The organism is Exiguobacterium sp. SH5S13 (assembly GCF_004337085.1).
Classification (GTDB): domain Bacteria; phylum Bacillota; class Bacilli; order Exiguobacteriales; family Exiguobacteriaceae; genus Exiguobacterium; species Exiguobacterium aurantiacum_A.
In genome coordinates, this window is sequence record NZ_SJUS01000019.1 from 43,084 (window position 1) to 63,518 (window position 20,435).

Here is a 20,435-nt window from a genome sequence, read left to right on the forward strand (position 1 = left end):
GAAGGGCTCTCCCTTCCTTCCTGTCGTGTTTACGATGTGTTGTGAAAATCAAAACTGGAGGCTAACTGAGATGAATCTAGTACTCATGGGCTTACCGGGTGCAGGGAAAGGGACTCAAGCGGCTAAAATCGTCGAAGAGTACCAAATCCCACACATTTCGACAGGCGACATGTTTCGTGCGGCAATCAAAGGCGGAACGCCACTTGGTAAAGAAGCTAAATCGTTCATGGATAAAGGTGAACTCGTACCGGATGAGGTAACAATCGGAATCGTACGTGAACGCTTGAGTCAAGATGATACGAAAAACGGCTTTTTACTCGATGGATTCCCGCGTACTGTTGCTCAAGCAGAGGCACTCGAAAGTTTGCTTAAAGATTTGGGGAAACAGATCGACCACGTCGTCAACATTGATGTGGCTGCGGAAATTCTCGTTCCGCGTTTGACAGGTCGTTGGATCTGCCCGACGTGTGGAGCGACATATCATGTGATCTTCAATCCACCAAAAGTGGAAGGCATCTGTGATGTGGATGGGTCGGCACTCATGCAACGTGAAGACGATAAAGAGGAAACGGTTCGCCGTCGCCTTGACGTCAACATCGAGCAATCGAAACCACTTATTGACTTTTATGCAGAAAAAGGGTATCTTCGTACATTGGATGGAGATCGTCCAATCGATGTCGTTTATGCCGATGTTAAAGCGTTACTCGGTGATACTGAATGATCATCACGAAGACGCCTCGAGAAATTGCGATTATGCGTGAGGCTGGGCAAATTGTTGCTCGAACGCACCAGGTGCTCAAAGAGCACATCAAACCAGGTATTACGACGCTAGAGCTCGACCGGATTGCGGAAGATTACATTCGCAGCCAAGGTGCGACACCGTCGTTCAAAGGCTACAACGGTTTTACCGGTAGTGTTTGCGCTTCAGTGAACGAAGAACTTGTTCATGGAATTCCCGGAGAACGGGTATTGAACGATGGAGATATCATCTCGATCGACATCGGTGCCCACTATAACGGATACCATGGAGATTCCGCTTGGACTTATCCAGTGGGAACAATCTCAGAAGAGACACAGCGGTTGCTTGACGTAACCGAAGAAAGTCTGTATAAAGGATTGGAGCACGCCAAGGCTGGACTGCGATTGACAGACATTTCGCATGCGATTCAAGCGTATGTTGAATCTCATGAGTTTTCTGTCGTCCGTGAGTATGTCGGTCATGGTGTCGGTCAAAATTTGCATGAAGAACCGCAAATTCCGCACTATGGTCCACCGGGGAAAGGGCCGCGCCTAAAGACTGGGATGACGTTAGCCATTGAACCAATGGTCAACGCTGGTCAACGCTATGTTCGAACGCTGGCTGACAACTGGACAGTTGTGACAGTGGACGGTAGCATGTGCGCCCACTTTGAGCACACCATCGCCATCACAGACGATGGATACGAGGTTTTAACGAAACTCGATTCCGGTGAATGAGGCTCTATTGTTGCGTGCTGATCCGTTATGGATCCTTCTCTCACAGTACTGTACAATAGATCGTCTGTGCTCCTAAATATCTTCATATAGAAAGGGGAATAAATGATGGCGAAACAAGATGTCATTGAAGTGGAAGGCACTGTTATCGAACCACTTCCAAACGCAATGTTTAAAGTGGAGTTAGAAAACGGCCACACGGTGCTCGCGCACGTCTCAGGGAAAATTCGGATGCACTACATTCGAATCCTTCCAGGCGACCGCGTAACTGTCGAGTTGTCTCCGTACGACTTGACTCGCGGGCGAATCACGTACCGTTATAAGTAACTCCGATTTTTCCAGGAGGAGGGTATAATCATGAAAGTAAGACCGTCGGTAAAACCGATCTGCGAAAAATGTAAAGTTATTCGCCGTAAAGGAAAAGTAATGGTAATTTGCGAAAACCCGAAACACAAACAAAAACAAGGTTAATCTAAGAGGAGGTGCACACATGGCACGTATTGCTGGTGTAGATATTCCGCGCGAAAAACGTATCGTTATTTCGCTCACATACATCTTTGGTATTGGTAAAACAAAAGCACAAGAAATCTTGAAGACTGCAAACGTATCTGAAGATTCACGCACACGTGATCTTACAGAAGACGAAATCAACCGCATCCGTGAAGCAATTGACGGAATTAAAGTTGAAGGTGACCTTCGTCGTGAAGTTTCACTCAACATTAAGCGTTTGATCGAGATCGGCGCCTATCGCGGTGTCCGTCATCGCCGTAGTCTCCCTGTTCGCGGACAAAACACGAAGAACAACTCGCGTACTCGTAAAGGCCCACGCCGTACAGTAGCGAACAAGAAGAAGTAAAGGAGGGAATTGAACAATGGCGAAACGTAAGCAAAATGTACGTTCAAAACGTAAAGTCAAAAAGCATATTGAAGTCGGTGTGGTACACATCCGTTCTACATTCAACAACACAATCATCACAATCACTGACACGCAAGGTAACGCGATCTCATGGGCTACTTCTGGTAACCTTGGATTTAGAGGATCACGTAAATCGACACCGTTCGCAGCACAATTGGCTGCTGAAACTGCAGCGAAAGTTGCAATGGACAACGGTATGCGTACAGTAGAAGTTAACGTTAAAGGTCCTGGTGCTGGACGTGAAGCGGCAATCCGTGCCCTCCAAGCTACTGGTCTTGAAGTAACTGCAATCCGTGACGTAACACCTGTTCCGCACAACGGTTGCCGCCCTCCAAAACGTCGCCGCGTATAATCGTTTGTGCGTGTGATGGGCTTACCTAGCACGAACAACATATACAATGCAGCGCAAGCTGCGTGGCAGGATACACTCAAGGAGGGGTTCAGATGATCGAGATTGAAAAACCAAAGATCGAAACGGTCGAAATCAGCGAGGATGCTACGTTTGGTAAATTCGTGGTGGAACCGCTTGAACGTGGATATGGCACTACTCTCGGCAACTCACTGCGTCGAATTTTATTGTCATCGCTTCCTGGTGCAGCGATTACGGCGGTTCAAATCGATGGCGTGCTTCACGAGTTCTCAACGATTGACGGAGTCGTCGAAGACGTCACCCAAATTGTTTTAAACCTCAAGAAGTTAGCGCTCAAAGTGTACTCGGAAGAAGAGAAAACGCTTGAGATTAACGTTTCAAGTGCCGGTGCTGTCACTGCGGCAGACATTACCCATGATAGCGACGTTGAAATCTTGAATCCTGAGCTCCACATCGCGACTCTCGCTGACAATGCGACGCTTCGCATGCGTTTGACTGCTCGCCGTGGTCGTGGTTACGTCCAGGCAGAAGATAACAAACGTGATGATATGCCGATTGGTGTCATTCCAATCGATTCGATCTATACACCGATTCAACGCGTGAACTACGAAGTAGACAAAACACGTGTCGGTCAAGATGCTAGCTTCGATAAGCTTCTATTAGACGTGTGGACAGATGGTTCAATCCGTCCGGAAGAAGCAGTATCGCTTGGAGCGAAAATTTTGACAGAACACTTGAATATCTTTGTTGGTTTGACTGACGAAGCTCTCAACGCAGAAATTATGGTCGAGAAAGAAGAAGACCAAAAAGAAAAAGTACTTGAAATGACGATCGAAGAACTCGATCTCTCAGTTCGTTCGTACAACTGCTTGAAGCGCGCCGGCATCAACACTGTTCAAGAACTCGCAAACAAATCAGAGGAAGAGATGATGAAAGTCCGTAACCTCGGACGTAAATCACTCGAAGAAGTTCAACTCAAGTTGGACGAGCTCGGTTTGGGCTTGCGTAAAGAAGACTAAGTTCAACCGAAGGAGGGAAATGTAATGGCTTATTCGAAACTTGGCCGTACAAGCTCGCAACGCAAGGCTCTTTTGCGTGATCTTGCAACTGACCTTATTATCAACGAGCGCATTCAAACAACTGAACAAAAAGCGAAAGAACTTCGCCCAGTCGTTGAAAAATTAATCACTCTTGGAAAACGTGGCGATCTTCATGCCCGTCGTCAAGTAGCTTCATTCGTTCGCAAAGAGAGCGCTGGAGAGAAAAACGCAATCCAAAAATTGTTCGAAGACGTGGCACCACGCTACGCTGAACGTCAAGGTGGATACACACGCATCATGAAAGTCGGCCCACGCCGCGGTGACGGTGCGGAAGTCGTAATCATCGAACTCGTCTAATTCATTAGGCAGTCAACAGGGCATGCGGTCACGTATTGCCCTGTTTCCACATCGGAAAGGAGTCGACAGATGGAATCTCAAATTATGGTACGCGATGTCGTGTTTCGTTACCCGGGACAAACCGAGCCAGCCTTAGACGGGTTGTCACTCGATGTATACAAAGGGGAATGGCTCGCCATCGTTGGCCATAATGGTTCCGGCAAGTCGACTTTGACGAAGTTGTGGAACGGGCTTTTGCTTCCTCAGGAAGGAGAGGTCCGGGTTGAGACGCTCGATCCGACGGACGCCACAGACGTGTGGGACGTTCGTAAACGGATCGGTGTCGTCTTCCAAAATCCCGACAATCAGTTTGTCGGGGCGACCGTGCGCGATGATGTGGCGTTCTCTCTCGAAAACATGGGACTTCCACGTCAAGAAATGGTTCGTCGAATTGATGACAGTCTAGCGCGCGTTGGATTATCGGAACTAGCGGACCGTGAACCGCATCAGTTATCCGGTGGACAAAAGCAGCGTGTTGCGATTGCTTCGGCTCTCGCAATGCGCCCGCATGTCCTCGTGCTCGATGAAGCTACCTCGATGCTCGACCCGATTGGGCGTAAAGAGGTGTTACAAACGGTACAACAGCTCGTCTCAGAAGGGATGACCGTTGTCGCCATTACACACGAGCTCGACGAAGTGTTGTTTGCCGACCGTATCATTGCCCTGTCTAAAGGGAAAATTGCAATGACCGGTACACCAGAAGACGTGTTTAGAAATCCGGAAGCGTTACGTGCCATCCAATTGGATGTGCCGTTTATCGTACGGATGCAACTCGAACTGAAGGAACGGGGCATACCACTCGATCGTCTGATGCTACAACATTCGGAGTTGGTGAACCATCTATGCCGATTAGCATTGAAGAAGTGACATACCTTTATCAATTGAATACTCCGTTTGAACGAACCGCGCTGCGCGATGTGAATGTATTTATTCCGTCGGGGGCGCTTGTTGCGTTTCTTGGCCATACCGGCTCTGGGAAATCGACACTCGTTCAGCACATGAACGGCTTACTGCGACCGACAAAAGGTCGTGTCGTCGTGGATGACATTACAGTACGTGCGATTACGAAGCGTCGCGATAAAAAGCAAAGTTTGCTTCCGCTTCGGCGCCGCGTTGGGCTCGTCTTTCAGTATCCCGAGCATCAACTGTTTGAAGAGACGGTCGAACGCGACGTGATGTTTGGTCCCCGCAACTTCGGTGCGACGGAGGCCGAGTCGAAAGAACGGGCCCATGCGGCCCTGCGCCTTGTCGGTCTCGATGAAACGTTATGGGACCGTTCCCCGTTCGATTTGTCGGGCGGACAGATGCGACGCGTCGCGATTGCGGGCGTGCTCGCGAGTCGTCCGGACGTCTTAGTCGTCGATGAACCGACGGCAGGACTCGACCCGCTCGGCCGTCAAGACATGCTGGCACTGTTTAAACGTTTAAAAGAAGAACTCGACTTGACGCTCATCCTCGTCTCGCATGACATGGATGACGTGTTGACGTATGCGGAACGTGTCGTCGTCATGGAACAAGGACAAGTCGCTTTCGACGGTGACCCGTTCGAACTGTTCAAGGACGAGTCACTCGTTCGCTCGTTGCAACTCGACATCCCGAACGTGCTTCGGCTCGCGCTTGAACTCGCACCGGCGTTCGGGGTCGAGCCTCCATCCCTTCGGACGGAAGTCGAACTGGCGGACTGGATTGCGGCCGAGTTGAGAAAGGGGGGAGCCATATGATCATCGGGCAATACATTCCCGGTCATTCATGGCTGCACACACTTGACGCTCGGGCCAAAACGCTGTTCATCCTCGGGTTTATTCCAGTCGTCTTCTTGGCCGACAATTTGTGGACGAACGTGTTTTTACTCGCGTTCACGTTATTTGCGGTCAAATTGTCTCAGTTGTCATGGCGCTATTTGTGGAACGGGTTGAAAATGATTTTATTTTTGATCGTGTTCACACTCCTGTTGCAACTGTTCTTCAATCGGGAAGGGACGTTGCTCGTTTCACTCGGTCCGTTCTCGATTTATTCGGAAGGGGTGAGAATGGGCTTGATCGTCTCGCTCCGTTTTTTCTATCTCGTCATGTTGACGACGCTCGTCACCTTGACGACGACGCCGATGGAACTGACCGATTCGATTGAAGCCGGTCTTCGTCCCCTCGAACGCATACGAGTGCCGGCACACGAGATCGCCCTGATGCTGTCCATCTCGCTTCGTTTCTTGCCGACGCTAGCCGACGAGACGGATCGCATCATGAAGGCGCAACAGGCGCGAGGCGTCGATTTAAAGAGTGGTCCGATTAAAGATCGGCTAAAAGCGGTCGTCCCGCTCATGATCCCATTGTTCGTGTCCGCGTTTAAGCGGGCTGAGGACCTTGCCACGGCGATGGAAGCCCGCGGGTACCGTGGGGGTGAAGGGCGGACGAGGTGGCGTGAGATGACGTGGGAACGGCGCGACACAGGATTGTTGATCGTTTTCGTCTGCTTGACACTCATATTGATTGGATTGCGAGGGATAGGATGAGACGGGTTAAATTGACGATTGCTTATGATGGGACGAATTATGCGGGCTATCAAGTCCAGCCGAACGGCAATACGGTTCAGGCCGAAGTCGAGACGGTTCTTGCGAGGATGCATGGTCAGGCGGTGAAAGTCGTCGCTTCTGGGCGGACAGACGCCCGTGTTCACGCTAAAGGTCAGGTCATCCACTTCGATACGCATTTATCAATGCCGGCAGATCGCTTCGTCAAAGCGTTGAACGCGATGTTGCCAGATGATATCCTTGTTTGTTCGGCCGAAGAAGTAGATGTTTCTTTCCATGCCCGCTATGGTGCGAAACGGAAAGAGTATCGTTACTTCATTCGCACTGACGTCGATCCGTTCCGCCGCCACCATGTCGTGACGGTGACGTATGCGCTTGACCGGGAACGGATGCGTCAAGCGCTCCGGTCACTCGTCGGAACACATGATTTCACTTCGTTTTCGGTGACGAAGTCAGAAGTGGTGGACCGTGTCCGCACGATTTATGAAGCGGAACTTGTTGAGGCGGGAGACGAAATGTACTTTCGCTTCGTCGGATCCGGCTTTCTGTATAACCAAGTCCGGATTATGGTCGGTACGTTAATGGAGGTTGGCAGAGGGAAGTATGAACCGGCCGATGTGAGTCGAATGCTCGCGGCGAAAGACCGCCGCAGTGCTGGGATTACGGCTCCACCGCACGGTCTATATTTATGGAATGTGAATTATAAAAAAGTAGATTGACATTCCCCTTGTAAAAACGTATCATATTCATTGGCATTTCATTTTCACATTGAGAGATGAACCACAATCTTAGCCCCGTAAACTAGGATTATGATAAAGCATCAAACAAGCATTAAAAAAATCAAATGAACAGACATTTTAGGAGGTATTCCACATGCGCACGACATTCATGGCTAAAGCATCTGAAGTAGAACGCAAATGGCACCTTATCGATGCAGAAGGCAAAACACTCGGTCGTATGACTAGTGAAGTAGCATCACTTCTTCGCGGTAAGCACAAGCCAACTTTCACACCACACGTTGATTGCGGAGACCACGTCATCATCATCAACGCTGAGAAAGTCAAATTGACTGGTAACAAACTGAACGACAAGATGTACTACCGTCATTCAGGTCATCCAGGCGGCTTGAAATCACAAACTGCAAAAGAGCTTCTTGCAAAACGCCCAGAGCGTATGCTTGAACTCGCGATCAAAGGGATGCTTCCAAAAGGATCACTCGGTCGTCAACAATTCACTAAACTCCACGTTTACGCTGGAGCTGAGCACAACCACGAAGCACAAAAACCAGAAGTTTACGAACTTCGCGGTTAATCGGGACACAAGGAGGAACTAAACGATGGCAGATGTACGTTACTACGGAACTGGCCGCCGCAAGCACTCGGTGGCTCGTGTTCACCTCGTTGCAGGTGACGGCAAAGTTGTTGTAAATGGCCGTGATATTTCAGAATACTTCGGTCATGAGACTTTGATCATGATGGCAAAATCACCACTCGTATTGACTGAAACAGAAGGTAAATACGATATCATCGTTAACGTTAACGGTGGTGGATTCACTGGACAAGCTGGAGCGATTCGCCACGGCGTATCACGTGCGCTTCTTCAAGCGGACCCAGAATTCCGTCCAAGCCTCAAAGAAAAAGGCTTCTTGACTCGTGACGCACGTATGAAAGAGCGTAAAAAATACGGTCTTAAAGCAGCACGTCGCGCACCACAGTTCTCGAAGCGTTAATCAATTTGTTGCTACACCAACGTGTGCAGAGAGTTTTTGGTTCAAGTTGGTGCAACTATGCGATTTAATGATTAAAGAGAATTTAAGAGGTTTAAAGCATCAGCATCTTGCTGGTGCTTTTTTTCTGGCATTAATTCTAAATAGTAGTTCTGTGTAGTTTGAATATTGTTATGACCTAGACGTTGAGAAACGTATGCAATATCTATATCCTGTGAGAATAAGAAGGATGCATGGGTATCTCTCAAGCCATGGAAAGTTGTTTTTTGGATTTCAAGACTATCTAATAGATCAGCGAGTCTTTCGGATTGTTTGAAACCTCCGAAACTAAATATATAGCCAGTGTCCTTGACGGGTATCTTAGCAATTAACTCATAGACGTCTTTGTTAATAGATACGTCACGTTTTGCGCTTAGTGTTTTTAATGATGTGTCGTCGGAGGTAGGACTAATTGAATGTCTTACTTTTATTCCATACATATATAAACTGTCAGGTCGTAATGCTAATAATTCTCCTCTTCTCATTCCTGTTTCGAGTGCCAGTAGCACTAATAAGTTAAATTCATCTTGAGGATGCGTTAGAAGGTGTTTACGGAGCTTTCTAAGATTTGTGATACTCAGGGCTTTGTTTCGCTTAGGAAGCACTTCACCGCGTGTTTTAAGCAGCTTAGAGAAATCATTAGCTATATACCCTCTCGCATATGCATCATGTAGAGATGTTTTAATCTTTGCAAGTAAGCCATGAGTTGTTTTGCGTGAGTGAGTCTTAGCGTACTCATCAATTTTTTGCTGAACAACGATATCGTTTAAATCTTTTAACCGAATGTCTTTAAATAGATTTTTTATGATTTTGGACGCCTGAAGGTAGTTTTGGAATGTTGTTTCCTTAACATCCTTTGCTTTGACTAGATACATCCACGTTTCAAAAAAATCAGCGAATGAAGTCATTCGATGAACTAGCTCTTTTCCACCTCCTTTTGCTACCTCCATTTCCAAACTCCAAAGCTCTGCCTCTTTTTTTGTTTGAAATGTTTTAGAGATTTTTTGGTGCTTGCCATTTTTATAAAGCGAGACTTGAGCTCTATAAGCTTTACCTCGCTTGATGATACTAGCCATACTATCAATTCCTTTCAAAAAAATGATTGATAGATGCTAGTTGAATACAACTGAATTGTATTCCGAAACTAGTACATTATCAATCAAGTGAATGTTAAATAGAATGCTGTGTAATGAATTGAGTTAAAGCTTCGACTGTATAGCGCTCTTGGCGACCAATCATGAATCTTTTTAAAGCGTCTTGAGAACGAACATATTTATCAAATGATTTTGGATCGACGCCTAAGAATGATGCGGCTTGCTCTCTAGTTAAAAGATAGGGATACTCCATTTGTATTAATTTGTTATGCATAGTACTATATCCATCCTTTCTTAGAGTTTTTGATCTCGGTGTTTTAACAACTCAATCCGTAAATCTTTCATTCGATGTGCAAATAATTCGAACTCGATTTTGCATTTTTTATAGCAAACTTCTTCAGTCGGTGTGTAATTAGTTATCAACCCAAGTTTGCCATAAATATTAACTTGAATTACTTCTACGTGTTTCTCGAGTTCCGCTAGATCGTGCATTATAGCTTCAATTTTCATATCAGTTATTCTCCTCCCAGGGTTTACCCTCAGACAAGTACAATTTTTTGTACTTACTCACCCAAGAAATGTGATCGTCGTTTGGTTCGAAAACTTCATAGTACTGCTCGTAGAAGTACTTCATTAAATCTTGTGCTGTATCATCTCCCCAAATTTGTTGCACTTTCCAGAGCGTTGGTAAAAGACCAGATCCTTTAATTAAGTGGTCTATAGTTTGCTCTAATAAGTTATTCCGAGGAGATGGCGATTCAAATTTGAAGTTTTTATTGTCCAATAGTTCTAACATCAATCTAGTTATTTTATGGGGTCTATTTGAGTTCACATAAAATAGCATATAGCGATCAACTAAAGAACTAAGAATTATATTCTTAAGTTGTTCATCCGTATTACATTCCTTTATTGCTTCAGTCAACTGGTGAGCATAGTCTCCAGAGAACTCCGCTTCGACACGTGTCCAGTCATCAACTTCCTTAGCAATATGTCGAAGATACTTCATGATAATTGTTCTGCTTTTTTGTTATAAATACGTAAGTGAACCTTAGTGTTTCGACTTCTGGCTCCGATATACAATGTCTCTGCTTCAAAGTCTTTAGAGACATCAGAGATTTGTGAATTATTCTTTCTGTATGGTTTTTCCTTATTATCGTCAATGACTTTTTGTAAGTAGCTTTTTTTAGTACTTTCCATAGCGCAACTCCGTCCTTCCGTCTTCGATTGAGCGTTTTAACTTAGCAATGTCGATATTCTCGTTTATGAAATCACAGCATATGTCAATTCGAGAAAGCCTAGAGGTATAATGCTCGGAATCAATTAATTTCAAAAAACTGTGCAAATGAATTGATTCGTTGAATTCTATTTCATAAAGTTTTCTGTACTCATGCCATGCATATGCGCTGAATTTAACAATGACACCCATTTTAGAAAAGACTTCATGATAAGCTATGCAAAAATAAAATGGAGCATTAGCAAATGAATAACCTAGTGAGTATCCCTCTGGCAGCTTGATATCGGATTCTCCAAAATGGTCGAATAATGACAGCATTTTAGATTGATTTAAAAATGAATTGATAATATTATCTGCAACTCGATCACGCCATTCATCAAAATCGAATATATCCGTTGATTGTAGTATTAGCGTGAATTGATCAATATCTGGTTTAATCAAGTATTGTTCACTCCTTTTATTTGAAAAACTTTAGAGAGAGTTTTTCAAGTTTAAAAGCTGTCTAGAATAGGGTTTAACGTGGTTTTTATTCTCTATAGGAACTGGGATGATTATCTTCACCCCAGCTCTCCTAAAGGAGAGAAGCACGGAGTGGAACCTTGCCCCGCCTAATCAAGGCGGGTCCCCTTCCACTCCACGTGCCGCCATCCCTTAAGGAAAAGCTAAGGATTCCTATTCAAAAAACTGCAAAAGGGAACAATTAATAACCGTGGCTTATCTATGCTAGCCATATTTGGAAAACTATATACACCTTGCCCGGGAGCAAATTGAACAGGTGGTATATTTACACCTGAGGAGAATAACGTCCGATACGTCTGCTCGTCACTTTCTCCTAAAGCAATCTTTAAAACAAGCTGTTCTCTAATTGCTGTTGGTACAGTTTGCGCATTCATCTGTTGAGTTGCAACCCATAAAATGCAACCTAATTGGCGACCCATAAATGCAATGTCAGATAGGATGCTATCGATTTCATCACGTTCATGTTTCGTTAAAGTTTTCCACGATTCGCGCAGTGCGCCGAACTCATCAATGAGTAATATTAAAGCAGGTAAACCAGCTTCTTTGTAGGTTGTATTACTATTAGATACAAAATAATCTTCCAACTCATTTTGTCTATTTCTCATCTGTTCATAAAATCTTTTAATCAATTCAAGTGCGTTTGTTTTATCAGCGGTCTGTTTGCTACCAAGATAACGTTTGGCCATCTGATAAACATCTGTTCTTTTAGGATCAATAACAAATAAATCATGATTGACCTTTTTCGATAATATTTGCTCTACTAGTGTTTGAATGAAAAAAGATTTTCCACTACCGGTTTGTCCCACCAGACCCATGTGATGAAGTGGGACAGTTGTCCGCTCATCTAGGCGTATTGAATAATCATTTGAGGTTTTATTTGACCAGTCAATTAATTCCTTGACTGATTTGATCTCGACTTGATTATTTGATTCAACAGCATAAAATTCGTAGACGTACCAATTGCGATCTTTAGATAAGTACTGACGTTCGCTTACAAAATTACTTAAAGCTGAGTCAATTCTCATTTTTTCAAGTTTACTGTCAAATTCAATTGAATTTTGTATGAAAATTTTCCCGGATTTTCTATTTTGGTTATCATCGAAAGTGATTTTTATCTTTGGTAAAAGTACTAAGTGATGATTGAACTCATGTTCGTCTTCAAAGCGAGCATCTTTAATTTGCCTTCTTAATCGTTTTATTGTCGAATAGTGACTAAGAGCAAAGGGGATACCATACCAAAGTTTGTTTCGGTATGACCAACCAACAAATAAGCTTACAGCTATTAAACTGCTGAGAACCAAGAAAATGTTTGGTTCAACATTTGGCAATTTAATAAATGTTATCATTTTAACGAGTAATGGATAATACTGATAAAACAACAACCATAAAAATAGAAAAAATGCCATGAGTGAGAAGGAAATAATACCTCGTTGCATTCTATAAGTTTTCTTCATGTTAGCAAGACTCCTGTTCGATTTATTCATCCCATAATAGAGCTGACGCAACCATTAATTTGTATTTTAAATAAGAGGAGCTGGCTGCTCCTCTTGACTTATTTTGATATGATTTCCACATCTTCAGCTCTAACGCTCAATTCAGATTGGAACGAACCATATACACTAGCTGTTGGATTTATAAATATAATTCTGCTAAATTTCTTGTACTCTTTTGGTGGTTTTGGGACTTTTACATTGATTTGTTCACCAGCGTTTAAATCAGGTTCTACATCTTTACCGCCATAATCCGTATTGTCCGAAGCGATTACACATTTAAATGTTGTGCCCAATTGCTTGATGACTTTTCCATCATCGTATTCATTCCAAGGCTCATGAGCCATAACTCGCACATCTTTGTCTTTGAAAAAGGCTTCACAGTCAAACTTGTTAAAACTTCGTAATTTTTTCATGGTTATTACCTAACCTCTCTGTAAAATTTTTTTGAAGGAAAACGCTTAACGTGCTTTCCTTGAATTGATATTAACATGTGAGAACTTAAAAAAATGCTTATTTATAAGGATTAAAAGGGTTTTTAATGGTATTTAAAATTCACTATTCTCTGTAAAAATTTTTGCCGATATAATTGGAGGCGTAGGAGTGGCATGATGAAAACACAGAATAAAGTAAAAATTTATGAGATTCTAGATATGTTTAATGAAGAAGTTGGTTACAAAGGACTGAATAATGCGGGGAAAACAACAAATGAGCGTGATGATGTGATTACTCGACAAACTTTTAACAATTGGTTGAAAGAATATAATAATTCCCATGAAAGAAAAATAAAAAGTCGAGCAATAGATCAGTACGTTAACGAATGGCATAAAAGTGATATTGAAAAACTAATCAAAGATAAAAAGGTCCAAAAGAAATTGAGAGATTCATATTTGAGAAATACAGTACCACTATTCGAAGATTGGGAAAGTATAGGATTAGCTTTTGAACAAAGGGTTTCGAAAAAGTATATGGCACATCGAGTTGAGTTAAAAAGTAAAGATCATAGGGAATCCCTTGCGCTTGCAATTCAAGAAATTATAAATCAATTGGTAAATGAGGTCATAAATCAACATTTTAGTTTGATTTATAGAGATGAGTTTTTAGAAGTTAATAAATTTGTAGATAAAATAAAAATCACTGAAGAATTTATTGATATGAATAGAATTAAAGAAGAAGCGTTTAGAATAATTGATAATGTATATGGTATTCCGGAGTATGATTATAATGGTAATATCGTTCATGTTCATCACTCTGCTAATAGAAAAGAATCTAATTATTTTCTTAAATAGTATTAAAGCTTTCTTTGTAACTATTGAAATAGAGAGTTTTGATAACAGATTTAAAATTTAATCAGCATATTGAAGATAATAAAGTTAAAATAATATTGAAGCTAACAATTATAAAATAGTAATTAGTTTTAAATGAGGAGATAAATCAATATGGGAACTTTCGCAGAGTCACGCTTGAAGTTTAGAAATGAAAATATGCAAAAGCAAATGTTAGAGCGTTCATTAGTTACTGTAGATGGAAAGTTTGTAAGTGATATCGGTATAAAAGACACTAAAGGAAATCCAAACGAGGAATTTTATAAATGGGAACTTATTTATGGTTTGATTGATTCAGGTTTTTATAGACGTGATTTAATAGGGACAGAAATTTATTTTCCTAAAGGGAATAAAAACTCTAATCCTATAAAGATTGATGCAGTTATTTTTGAAGATAATGATTGGCTTACACTCTATAGGGACTATCGTGATAATAAAAATCAAGACTCATTAAATCAGCTTCGAAAAAAAGCTATTGTGATGATTGAGTTTAAAAGGGAAAACGATAAGTCAATAGATCAAATTTTCAACTCTCAAATAAAAGCAACAATTAAAGAGTCTGACGCTTCTTTTGTTTTAGGTATTTACTACAATGAAGGAAGATTGTATCTTTTTAAAAAAGATAGTGCAGGACTGATAACGAGGTATGATAATAGCAAGAATTTTTTAAGAAGCCAAAGAGTTCTTGAACAATATCAATTAGAACTTACAGATCCTTACTATATGATTCCGAGTTTTTTAGAACTTGATAAAAAGATAAATGGTGTAGATGTTGAAAAGAAAAACCTGAAGATCGAAGACTTGGACATAGTAGATAGAATTTCAGATGTGAATCTCAGAAAATCTTTAAACAGTATTTTGCGGCAGCTTACAGAAGATAGTTTGTTTAATGAAGAAGGGTACATGCTTTTAATTCAATTACTTGCTGTGAAGATCTATGATGAACATGAATCTGAGAAGTATGGTCAAGTATTAAATTTTCATATTTTGCCAGAAGAAGAAATGGCGAACGGTAATGTTTCGGCTCCACCTGTGCAGGAATTTATAAACCGTCTTAAAGTTATTTTTTCTAATGCAAAAAGACAATATAAAAACATTTTAGAAGAAGAAAAAATTATTTGGACGAATACACGCCATGTCCGTGTTGCTCAAACTATCGTGAAAGAATTCCAGCGCTATGCATTTACTAAGTCCGAGCGTGGGGATTTATATCAATTAGTTTTTTATAATTTTGCAACTCGATTTAAAAAAGAAGAGAATGCGCAATTTCTAACCCCTATCCCAATAATCAATTTCTTAGTTAATATTATGAATCCAAAACGTAGTGAAACTATTTGCGACCCTTGTTGTGGTATTGCGGATTTTCTTTCTGTTAGTTACGCAAACTCTAATTTACGATTGAACGACAATAATTTATATGGTTTAGATAATGATTACAATATGACCGTCTTAGCTCAGTTAAATATGCTTTTAAACGGAGATGGGAATGCTAACATCTTCTATGTTGAGGATAAAGGTTCTATAGATCATAAACTCACAGAAAGCGGAAATGTGATTGCACTAGATGCGAACTACAATCACAGTGGTCAATGGGATGTTAGACCTGATGGTATTAAATTAATGAAATATGATGTCATACTAACAAATCCTCCTTTTGGAAAAGGGAGAAATTTAGACCTGAAAAAAAGTGACGATTTAAGGGTGGCAAAATTTTACGAAACATATGATAGATACATTGCTACAAATCCGAAGGATGGGTTAGATCTAGGTGTTGTCTTTCTAGAAAATGCGGTTCGATCGGTGAAAGATGGAGGGCGTTTTGGGATTGTATTAAGTAATAGTATAGCCTCTAACAAGAGTTTTGAATTTGTGAGGAAATGGCTATTAGAGCAAATAAGAGTTGTTGCACTTATAGATTTGCCATCTAATATATTTGCTGAAACCGGCGTGAACACAACAATTATCATTGGATATAAACCTACAAACAGAGGAAGAAATACAATCAAAAACCTTATTGAAGACGATTACTCAGTATTCGTGAGAGAAGTTCAAAACGTTGGTTATATAAAGCGAACAGCGAGTAGAAATGTGATATTTGAAAATGATTATAAATTAAATCCTGAAACATTCGAAACTGTAATTGATAGCGAAACAGGGGAAAATATGCTGAATGAAGACTTTTCGGAAATTATCCAAGAATTTCGTGAATGGTGTATGTTGCAGGAAGATGAACTCAGAGACTGTTTTTTAGATTGAGGTGTAAATGATGGCTGACATATTGGTTCCCACAGAGATTAAAATGAGTGATGTATTTTCTAAACAATATAGTCTCTCACCAATAAATTATAAACAAGTTGATGTTAAAGCCACCAACAAAATAAAAGTTAAGAGATTATTGGATCCAAAAATTCCTTTTATACGTGGAACTGAGCCTGGATCATCTGCTTACCTTAAAGACTTGGAATCAGGAGTTAAGTTTGTGCGGAATAGTTGTGTTGATAAATCTAATAACATCGTGCAACTTCAAAAAACTGTCTTTCTAAATGAAACAGTGATTTCTTACAATAATGAACAATTGCTTAAGGATGGCGATATAGTAATTTCTACAGATGCAAACATTGGAGACAGTGCGCTTTTTCATACTGAAGATGAATTTGAATATTTACTTTCATCTGGAATGGTAAAGTTAAATATAAAACAAGAAGTTAACAAGTACTATTTGTTAGCTATGTTAAAGGATAGCTATTTTAACTCGCAGTTAGAGTCAATGACTCCCAAAGGATCTACTATAAGACATTCCGGTTCCAGACTATTAGAGTGTGCAATAACCCTGCCGAATGAGGATAAGTCTTGGGTTATACAGATTGTAGAAAATTTAATGAAAAACATACTTTTCTCAGAGAAACATGCTCAAAAATTACAGGCACATATTTTCAGCATTTTTGATGAAGAATTAAATTGCTTATTAGTTGAAGGTGAATCGACAAGATTTTCTGATTTATTTTCAGCAAAACGTATAGACGCTGGATTTTATTCTAGAGAAGTCCGGGATTTTTTTAACAAGATTGAAAAATATCCTTCTGGAAATAAAACTCTGACAGAATTGGGTTATAAAACAAAGCGTGGACCATCATTGCAAAAAAGAGACTTAGGGCGTTCGATAAAAACAGAAATATTTAATCCTTCGTATTCTCTACTAATTTATCCTAGTGACATCTCTGATTATGGGATTATTGATAAAACAATCTTTCTAGGGGCGGCAGGTAAGGTTTGGTTTCTAGAAAAGAATGATATTTTATTTTCAGCAGAAGGTAATGTAGGTAAAACATTCGCTATTTGTGATAATACACTGCGATTTACTACTAATATCCATGGAATTATTATTACGCCAATTGATAGAAATGCTATTGATATGAAAAACACGATTTTTGTATGCACTTTCTTAAATTACATGAAAAAGAAAGGCATAATGGATAAACTTTCTGTAGGCGGACAAGGTGGAAGTTTCGCCGTCCAGTATTGGGATATTCTTAAATTTCCTAATTTAAAGGAAGAAGCTAAACAAAAGTTAAAGAAACTATATTTTAGTGATCACCAAATTGATCCGTTTTTGTTTGATGAAGAAGCAGTCAATGAATTAGGTGTCTACGAAGTCAATAAGTTGCGAACACTATGCAGTTCTCTATTGAAAATGATAATTGATGATATAAAGTCCGATAAATTAAAAGACAAAGATTATTATTTAAGTCAGCTCCAACAATTTGTATAAATAGATCTTGCTTTTATTTAATGAAAATTTGTATTCAACTAGCACGTATCACTTGGTGCAAACTGGTTCAATAAGTATCATTACAGATACCTTTTTATTTATTTGTGTCCATTAAAGAATAATTAAAAACTTGATGGATAAGGACTGCATTGGAAATAGTGTCCTTATAACTTCTAAACATATTTCTCGAAGCGTTAATCTTCGAAAAGTTTGGTCTAAACTCTTCGCCCTTTATGGGCGGAGAGTTTTTTTGTTGCTCGAGAAATAGTTAGTTTTCGTTCCCTCAAGAAAACGCTTTTTTTGATATACTGTTATCGAGACAGAAATTAGGGGGAATGACATGCTTACAGTAGAACAAGTTCGTGAAGAATTAGCAGTATTGGTCGATCCGACGATCAACCGTACGCTTGGAGATACAGCTGGCGTGAAAGACGTCCGAATTAAAGAAGACTATGTCAGCGTGAAAGTGGCGCTCGGTCAGACCGGGAGCGGGGAACAGCTTCAGCTGCAACAAGAGATCGTCACATTGTTGAAAGGAAAAGGCTTTAAGACGGTCGGCCTTCGTTTCGAAGCGCTAAATGACGAAAGTTTAAAAGAAGCGACAAAACCGGCTATCCTTCGTGAAAACTCAGGAACGACGTTCATAGCAATCGCTTCAGGAAAAGGCGGCGTCGGGAAGTCGACGGTGTCGGTCAACTTGGCGGTCGCGTTAGCACGTGCCGGTAAAAGGGTCGGCTTGATCGATGCAGATATTTACGGGTTCAGTGTCCCGGACATGCTCGGGATTGAAGAACGTCCCGTCGTCCGAGGTGAAAAGATCATCCCGGTCGAGCGGTTCGGGGTAAAAGTCATCTCGATGGGCTTCTTCGTCGAAGACAATGCGCCGGTCATCTGGCGCGGACCGATGCTCGGGAAGATGCTCAACAACTTCTTCAATGATGTGGAGTGGGGCGACCTCGACTACTTGTTGCTCGATTTACCGCCAGGGACAGGTGACGTCGCGCTTGATATCCACTCGATGCTCCCGTCATGCCAGGAGTTGATTGTAACGACACCTCACGCGACCGCTGCGTTCGTCGCGGCTCGAGCGGGTGCGATGGCAATCAAGACGAACCATAAAGTACTCGGAATCATTGAGAATATGGCGTACTTCGAGAGCAAGGTAACGGGCGAGAAAGAATACGTCTTCGGTTACGGCGGCGGCGAAAAATTATCAGAAGCGCTCAAGAGTAAACTGCTCGCGCAAATCCCGCTCGGTCAGCCGTATGACAATGAAGACGACTTTGCGCCTTCGGTCTACCGGGACGGGCATCCGTTTGAGAAAACATATGATGAATTGGCGCAATCGGTCATTCAACAAATAGAAGGGTGAATGGTTAGCAGATGAAAGTACAAGGTTTTTTACGTTTGTTTTGGACGACACTCGTTTTCGGGACGCTATTTGGGTTCCTGATGAATTTACTCGCCAATCCGGGTTATTTGGTCAGTCAGTCGTGGGAAGCGATTGTGACGGCACTCAGTTACTCGAGTACGTGGACGGGAATCAGTATGATGGGTTTTTTTGCCTACTTGATCGTCCACCGTGTCGGCTTGGATTTATTCCGCGGAGCGAAACTGTGGAATCGAGTTCAAGTGGTCTTGATCATATTCGCGTTATTTGACGCGGTCTATCTGCGCATGCTCGCATTTGGCAATGATCACATGTGGCGTTATATCGGAGAGATGCTCGTCCTAGTCGTCGTGTCGTGGATTGTAGCGACGAGCAAGGCGAGACAGACGAACGCGAGTGCATTTATCCCGACGCTCTTCTTGATGATCGTCATTACGTTGATCGAGTGGATTCCGGCACTGCAAGCGACAGATGAGATCGCTCTTCTATGGCCGGCACTTGCGACGCTCGTGTTCGCCAACGCTTATCAAGTGTTGATGCTTCATCGCTTCCAAGCGCCAGCGCACGGTGAAGCAGTATCAAAATCGAATAGTGGTCCTAAAGAGTCATTAAAGGCGAAGAAACGCGTCTCGTCTAAATCGTCGTAATGTTCTCTTGCCAGTGATGAGCTCAGGTGATTTCGCCTGAGCTTTTCCATTGGTTAAGAAGGGAGTCCACGGTCAATTTAAGCGTATCGAAATAAATTTTGAAGCAATCAAAGTTTTTTTAGAAAAACAGTTGACGAATAGTATAGGCACTGATATATTAATAAACGTCGCTGCTGTTCAAATTTGAGCAACAGAAAAAAGTGAAAAAAATAATAAAAAACGGTTGACTTTAAAAAGTGAACTCGCTATTATTAAAAAGTCGCTAACACGACAACATTTGGTCTTTGAAAACTGAACGATGAGGCAAAAAAAGTTTTACAAGTTTTGATTGAAGCGCAAGCTTCGTCATTTTCAAGAGCTATATCAAATTCTTTGGAGAGTTTGATCCTGGCTCAGGACGAACGCTGGCGGCGTGCCTAATACATGCAAGTCGAGCGCAGGAAATCGACGGAACCCTTCGGGGGGAAGTCGACGGAATGA

27 protein-coding genes and 1 rRNA gene are annotated in these 20,435 nt (G+C 41.7%); 20 read left to right on the forward strand and 8 right to left on the reverse strand.

All coding sequences use genetic code 11. The features are described 5' to 3' along the window. Nucleotides 1-70 precede the first annotated feature (70 nt). From EVJ30_RS10500 to rpsI, 14 genes are all read left to right on the forward strand, one after another. Nucleotides 71-721: an adenylate kinase gene (locus tag EVJ30_RS10500; protein WP_070329239.1), complete on the forward strand. Its 651-nt coding sequence runs from the start codon at nt 71-73 to the stop codon at nt 719-721. Beyond that, entirely contained in the window at nt 718-1,476 is a 759-nt protein-coding gene (gene map / locus EVJ30_RS10505) for a type I methionyl aminopeptidase (RefSeq protein ID WP_131458640.1), read from the forward strand. Before EVJ30_RS10500 ends, map begins: the two co-directional genes overlap by 4 nt. 105 nt (nt 1,477-1,581) lie before the next feature. Beyond that, complete coding sequence (gene infA, locus EVJ30_RS10510; RefSeq protein WP_035386112.1) at nt 1,582-1,800, forward strand: translation initiation factor IF-1; 219 nt, start codon at nt 1,582-1,584, stop codon at nt 1,798-1,800. A 30-nt stretch (nt 1,801-1,830) separates the two neighbouring features. After that, nucleotides 1,831-1,944 carry a 50S ribosomal protein L36 gene (gene rpmJ / locus EVJ30_RS10515; RefSeq protein WP_003156543.1) on the forward strand — a complete coding sequence of 38 codons (114 nt, stop codon included), beginning with the start codon at nt 1,831-1,833 and terminating at the stop codon, nt 1,942-1,944. 19 nt (nt 1,945-1,963) lie between these two features. Next, nucleotides 1,964-2,329, forward strand: coding sequence for a 30S ribosomal protein S13 (gene rpsM, locus EVJ30_RS10520; RefSeq protein ID WP_035386113.1), 366 nt, complete (start codon nt 1,964-1,966; stop codon nt 2,327-2,329). A 16-nt stretch (nt 2,330-2,345) separates the two neighbouring features. Next, a complete protein-coding gene (rpsK, locus tag EVJ30_RS10525; RefSeq protein ID WP_070329238.1) occupies nt 2,346-2,741 on the forward strand; it encodes a 30S ribosomal protein S11 in 396 nt (131 codons plus the stop codon). A gap of 92 nt (nt 2,742-2,833) precedes the next feature. After that, a complete protein-coding gene (locus EVJ30_RS10530; protein ID WP_070329237.1) occupies nt 2,834-3,778 on the forward strand; it encodes a DNA-directed RNA polymerase subunit alpha in 945 nt (314 codons plus the stop codon). Between the two features lie 24 nt (nt 3,779-3,802). Next, nucleotides 3,803-4,156, forward strand: coding sequence for a 50S ribosomal protein L17 (gene rplQ, locus EVJ30_RS10535; protein ID WP_016510776.1), 354 nt, complete (start codon nt 3,803-3,805; stop codon nt 4,154-4,156). A 69-nt stretch (nt 4,157-4,225) separates the two neighbouring features. Further along, a complete protein-coding gene (locus EVJ30_RS10540) occupies nt 4,226-5,062 on the forward strand; it encodes an energy-coupling factor transporter ATPase (RefSeq protein WP_070329236.1) in 837 nt (278 codons plus the stop codon). Further along, complete coding sequence (locus EVJ30_RS10545; RefSeq protein WP_131469004.1) at nt 5,038-5,916, forward strand: energy-coupling factor transporter ATPase; 879 nt, start codon at nt 5,038-5,040, stop codon at nt 5,914-5,916. Before EVJ30_RS10540 ends, EVJ30_RS10545 begins: the two co-directional genes overlap by 25 nt. Next, nucleotides 5,913-6,704, forward strand: coding sequence for an energy-coupling factor transporter transmembrane component T family protein (locus tag EVJ30_RS10550; RefSeq protein WP_070329234.1), 792 nt, complete (start codon nt 5,913-5,915; stop codon nt 6,702-6,704). Before EVJ30_RS10545 ends, EVJ30_RS10550 begins: the two co-directional genes overlap by 4 nt. After that, on the forward strand, nt 6,701-7,441 hold the full coding sequence (truA, locus tag EVJ30_RS10555; RefSeq protein WP_131458641.1) for a tRNA pseudouridine(38-40) synthase TruA: 741 nt from the start codon (nt 6,701-6,703) through the stop codon (nt 7,439-7,441). The genes EVJ30_RS10550 and truA overlap by 4 nt, the downstream gene beginning before the upstream one ends. A 154-nt stretch (nt 7,442-7,595) precedes the next feature. Next, a complete protein-coding gene (gene rplM, locus EVJ30_RS10560) occupies nt 7,596-8,033 on the forward strand; it encodes a 50S ribosomal protein L13 (protein ID WP_016510784.1) in 438 nt (145 codons plus the stop codon). Nucleotides 8,034-8,058: 25 nt separating this feature from the next. Beyond that, the gene (gene rpsI, locus EVJ30_RS10565) at nt 8,059-8,451 is read left to right on the forward strand and encodes a 30S ribosomal protein S9 (RefSeq protein ID WP_070329232.1); all 393 of its coding nucleotides are present in this window, start codon (nt 8,059-8,061) and stop codon (nt 8,449-8,451) included. A 71-nt stretch (nt 8,452-8,522) separates the two neighbouring features. Here rpsI and EVJ30_RS10570 read toward each other — a convergent pair whose 3' ends face one another. From EVJ30_RS10570 to EVJ30_RS10605, 8 genes are all read right to left on the reverse strand, one after another. Then, nucleotides 8,523-9,563: a tyrosine-type recombinase/integrase gene (locus EVJ30_RS10570; protein WP_131469006.1), complete on the reverse strand. Its 1,041-nt coding sequence runs from the start codon at nt 9,561-9,563 to the stop codon at nt 8,523-8,525. 94 nt (nt 9,564-9,657) lie between these two features. Then, nucleotides 9,658-9,855, reverse strand: a complete 198-nt coding sequence (locus EVJ30_RS10575) for a MerR family transcriptional regulator (protein ID WP_131469008.1) — start codon at nt 9,853-9,855, stop codon at nt 9,658-9,660. Between the two features lie 20 nt (nt 9,856-9,875). Continuing rightward, nucleotides 9,876-10,091, reverse strand: a complete 216-nt coding sequence (locus tag EVJ30_RS10580; protein WP_131469010.1) for a hypothetical protein — start codon at nt 10,089-10,091, stop codon at nt 9,876-9,878. A gap of 1 nt (nt 10,092) precedes the next feature. Further along, a complete protein-coding gene (locus EVJ30_RS10585) occupies nt 10,093-10,587 on the reverse strand; it encodes a hypothetical protein (protein WP_131469012.1) in 495 nt (164 codons plus the stop codon). Then, the gene (locus EVJ30_RS10590; RefSeq protein ID WP_131469014.1) at nt 10,584-10,778 is read right to left on the reverse strand and encodes a hypothetical protein; all 195 of its coding nucleotides are present in this window, start codon (nt 10,776-10,778) and stop codon (nt 10,584-10,586) included. The genes EVJ30_RS10585 and EVJ30_RS10590 overlap by 4 nt, the downstream gene beginning before the upstream one ends. Further along, entirely contained in the window at nt 10,765-11,256 is a 492-nt protein-coding gene (locus tag EVJ30_RS10595; RefSeq protein ID WP_131469016.1) for a hypothetical protein, read from the reverse strand. The genes EVJ30_RS10590 and EVJ30_RS10595 overlap by 14 nt, the downstream gene beginning before the upstream one ends. Before the next feature lie 221 nt (nt 11,257-11,477). Beyond that, the gene (locus EVJ30_RS10600) at nt 11,478-12,788 is read right to left on the reverse strand and encodes an FtsK/SpoIIIE domain-containing protein (RefSeq protein ID WP_131469018.1); all 1,311 of its coding nucleotides are present in this window, start codon (nt 12,786-12,788) and stop codon (nt 11,478-11,480) included. 98 nt (nt 12,789-12,886) lie between these two features. Then, the gene (locus tag EVJ30_RS10605; protein ID WP_131469020.1) at nt 12,887-13,240 is read right to left on the reverse strand and encodes a hypothetical protein; all 354 of its coding nucleotides are present in this window, start codon (nt 13,238-13,240) and stop codon (nt 12,887-12,889) included. Nucleotides 13,241-13,435: 195 nt separating this feature from the next. Here EVJ30_RS10605 and EVJ30_RS10610 point away from each other — a divergent pair, with 195 nt between their 5' ends. The 6 genes from EVJ30_RS10610 to EVJ30_RS10635 form a co-directional block, all read left to right on the forward strand. After that, a complete protein-coding gene (locus EVJ30_RS10610) occupies nt 13,436-14,113 on the forward strand; it encodes a hypothetical protein (protein ID WP_131469022.1) in 678 nt (225 codons plus the stop codon). A gap of 150 nt (nt 14,114-14,263) precedes the next feature. Beyond that, the gene (locus EVJ30_RS10615) at nt 14,264-16,405 is read left to right on the forward strand and encodes an HsdM family class I SAM-dependent methyltransferase (RefSeq protein ID WP_131469024.1); all 2,142 of its coding nucleotides are present in this window, start codon (nt 14,264-14,266) and stop codon (nt 16,403-16,405) included. 10 nt (nt 16,406-16,415) lie between these two features. Beyond that, a complete protein-coding gene (locus EVJ30_RS10620; RefSeq protein ID WP_161568837.1) occupies nt 16,416-17,918 on the forward strand; it encodes a restriction endonuclease subunit S in 1,503 nt (500 codons plus the stop codon). A 340-nt stretch (nt 17,919-18,258) separates the two neighbouring features. After that, nucleotides 18,259-19,290, forward strand: a complete 1,032-nt coding sequence (locus EVJ30_RS10625) for an Mrp/NBP35 family ATP-binding protein (RefSeq protein WP_131459124.1) — start codon at nt 18,259-18,261, stop codon at nt 19,288-19,290. A gap of 11 nt (nt 19,291-19,301) precedes the next feature. Continuing rightward, a complete protein-coding gene (locus tag EVJ30_RS10630) occupies nt 19,302-19,955 on the forward strand; it encodes a KinB-signaling pathway activation protein (RefSeq protein ID WP_131459125.1) in 654 nt (217 codons plus the stop codon). A 369-nt stretch (nt 19,956-20,324) separates the two neighbouring features. Further along, a 16S ribosomal RNA gene (locus EVJ30_RS10635) occupies nt 20,325-20,435 on the forward strand; the annotation flags it as partial.